The sequence below is a fragment of the Ruegeria sp. BHSB058 genome, from assembly GCF_059613285.1.
The window spans coordinates 1-3069 of record NZ_JBXWSF010000157.1 but is presented as its reverse complement, the minus strand read 5'-3'; the positions used below and the strand labels follow the sequence as shown (position 1 = coordinate 3069).

Annotated in this window: 3 protein-coding genes; 1 reads left to right on the top strand and 2 read right to left on the bottom strand. The window is 56.6% G+C overall.

The window, feature by feature from the left end:
- Positions 1 to 195: 195 nt before the first annotated feature.
- On the bottom strand, positions 196 to 1446 hold the full coding sequence (locus tag AC2FNB_RS20820) for a Zn-dependent hydrolase (protein WP_496748651.1): 1251 nt from the start codon (positions 1444 to 1446) through the stop codon (positions 196 to 198).
- 171 nt (positions 1447 to 1617) lie between these two features.
- Between AC2FNB_RS20820 and AC2FNB_RS20815 the strand changes: the two genes are divergently transcribed.
- Positions 1618 to 2229, top strand: a complete 612-nt coding sequence (locus AC2FNB_RS20815) for a TetR family transcriptional regulator C-terminal domain-containing protein (protein WP_496748650.1) — start codon at positions 1618 to 1620, stop codon at positions 2227 to 2229.
- A gap of 3 nt (positions 2230 to 2232) precedes the next feature.
- Here AC2FNB_RS20815 and AC2FNB_RS20810 read toward each other — a convergent pair.
- A partial coding sequence (locus AC2FNB_RS20810; RefSeq protein ID WP_496748649.1) for an MFS transporter occupies positions 2233 to 3069 on the bottom strand: 837 nt, incomplete at its 5' end.

Here is a 3069-nt window from a genome sequence, read left to right as displayed (position 1 = left end):
AGACCCATCCCGATCCCGGTGATCACGCCACCTTCGACCAATACATCCGCCTTGTATGACAAATCCGCGGTGACAACAGTTCCGTTTTTAATAACAGTACTCACTTTGAACTCCCTGATGCGGTCTGCGCCGCTTGCTTCATCTAGCTAAAAAATCCCGGGGGAGTCGCCCAATGGGCGACGGGGGTAACGCCCCTTATTCCACGATCTCCGCCGTCTCCACGACCGCGTGGAACAGCACATCCGCCCCGGCCGCCGCCCAATCCTTGCTGATCTCCTCGGCCTCGTTGTGGCTCAACCCGTCCACGCAGGGGCACATCACCATCGCCGTCGGCGCCACCCGGTTGATCCAGCAGGCGTCATGGCCGGCGCCCGAGATGATGTTGCGGTGCGAATAGCCCAACCGCTCCGCCGCGTTGCGCACCGCCGCGACGCAACCCTCGTCGAACTCCACCGGGTCGAAGCCGCCCACCTTCTCGAAGGCGATCTTTAGCCCCATTTCGTCGGCGATCTTCTGGCTTTCGATGCGCAATCGCCGCTCCATGTCCTCGATCACCACCAGATCGGGCGAACGGAAATCGACCGTAAACACAACCTTGCCCGGTATCACGTTACGCGAATTTGGATAGACATCGATGTGCCCCGCCGCACCCACGGCGTGTGGCGCGTGGGACCAAGCGATCTCATCAACCTTTTCCAACACCCGCGCCATACCGAGCCCCGCATTCTTGCGCATCGGCATCGGGGTCGAGCCGGTATGGGCATCCTTTCCGGTGATCGTTATTTGCGTCCAACTCAGGCCCTGCCCGTGAGTGACAACGCCAATATCCTTGCCTTCGGCTTCAAGGATTGGACCCTGTTCGATGTGCAACTCAAAGAAAGCATGCATCTTGCGCGCGCCGACCTCTTCCTCACCCCGCCAACCGATCCGGTTCAGTTCATCCCCGAATTTCTTGCCCTCGGCATCTTCACGGTCATAAGCCCAGTCCTGCGTGTGCATTCCAGCAAAGACACCAGACGACAGCATCGCAGGCGCATACCGCGTCCCTTCCTCGTTGGTCCAGTTGGTCGCCACGATGGGATGTCTTGTCTTGATCCCGAGATCATTGAGCGTGCGGATAATTTCCAGCCCCCCCAAAACGCCCAGCACACCGTCATATTTTCCACCGGTCGGCTGCGTATCCAGATGCGATCCCACATAGACCGGCAAAGCGTCCGGATCGGTGCCTTCACGATGCGCAAACATGTTGCCCATCTGGTCAAGGCCCATGGTGCATCCGGCCTCTTCACACCATTTCTGGAACAAGGCGCGACCTTCGGCATCGTCGTCGGTCAGAGTTTGCCGGTTATTCCCCCCCGCAACACCGGGACCGATCTTAGCCATCTCCATCAGGCTGTCCCACAACCTGTCGCCATTGATCCTGAGATTCTGCGCCGGAGCTGCCATGTTTTCCCCCTGTGTCTTGCTATTTGGCACGCTTTTGATGTCTTGATTTGACCATCTGGTCAAACTCACGCTATCACGGGGCAGACGTCAGTCAAGGAATAGCAACGTATCGCCAAAAAAATACACGATTTTGGCGTGCTTCGGTAAGAAAGACGGGACAACACAAAAGCGATGCCAGACGACCGCGCGCCAACCCGCATCCAGAAAAAGAACCGCGCTACGATTCTCGAAGCAGCGCTGGAGGTATTCTCGGCTCATGGATTCCGTGGAGCAACCGTGGATCAGATCGCTGTGGAATCAGGGCTGAGCAAACCAAATCTGCTATATTACTACCGGAGCAAGGATGCGATCTACTCGGCGTTGCTCGAACGACTGCTGGATACCTGGCTCGATCCTTTGCGTGCCATAGATCCCAAAGGCAACCCTCTGGACGAACTGTTGTCGTATATCCAGCGAAAACTGGAGATGAGCCGCGACTATCCGCGTGAAAGCCGCCTGTTCGCAAATGAGATCATCCGTGGCGCGCCGCATATTCATGAAGTTCTGTCCACCGACCTGAAAGCATTGGTGGATAAAACTGCGGTCTTGATCCAGCACTGGATAGACAAAGGCCACGTGGCTCAGATCAATCCATACCATCTGATCTTTTCGATTTGGTCTCTGACCCAGCACTATGCGGATTTTGACATCCAGATTCGGGCTGTTTTGGGGGGTGAAGACCCGTTCGACGGCGCTTCAGAATTCGTGGACACGCTTTACCGTCGCCTTTTAACACCTAAATGACATCTAACCTTCAGTCGGCAATTCCTGATCTTCGCCTTCACCGACCGCAAGAAGTGTTGTTTCTGGCGTCATCGCCCGAGCTGTCGGCGAGGGTACAAACGCAGCCTTGCCGTCCGCTTCGACGGCGGGGCGTGTAAGAATGCGAGCTGTCGTGAACAGGATCAGCAGCGCGTGGGACAAAGCCGAAGTTATGAACAGGCCCTGACCGCCCAAATATGACATTCCATAACCCGCAACGGCCGGCCCCGCGATTGAGCCAACACCATAGATCATCAAAAGACCACCGCTTACTTGAATGGCCGTCCCTTCGGGCGCGTGATCATTGGCATGAGCGATGATGATCGGATACATCGCATAGATCGCCGCTCCAAACAGTGCAGAGAGAGCCAAGTTGACTTCAACCGTTTCGGGTCGGATAAGAATGAAGAAGAGGTCGGATACGATTGCAACAGCGGCAACCGTTACCAAAACGATGCGGCGATCCATTCGGTCTGACAGCCAACCAATCGGGATCTGGGAAACAGCGCCCGCCATATATGGCAAGCTCGCAAACAGCGCCATCGATGCGACGGCAAGACCAATCCGGTCGGCATAAACTGCCGCCAAAGTTCCGAATGCGCTGTTGGATATGCCCACGAAAAACACGCCGACCACGGCTACTGGCGAGTTGCGCCACAACGCCCTGAGATCAAGTCTTACACTGACCAGTGGCTTTGGCACCGCGCCAGTGGAAATCGCGGTCGGAACGAGGGCAAGGCAGTAGAAAATCGCTGGCAGAACAAAGAACAGAAACCCGCGCGTGTCGCCCAACGTCAGAACCAGTTGCCCCGCGGTCGAAGC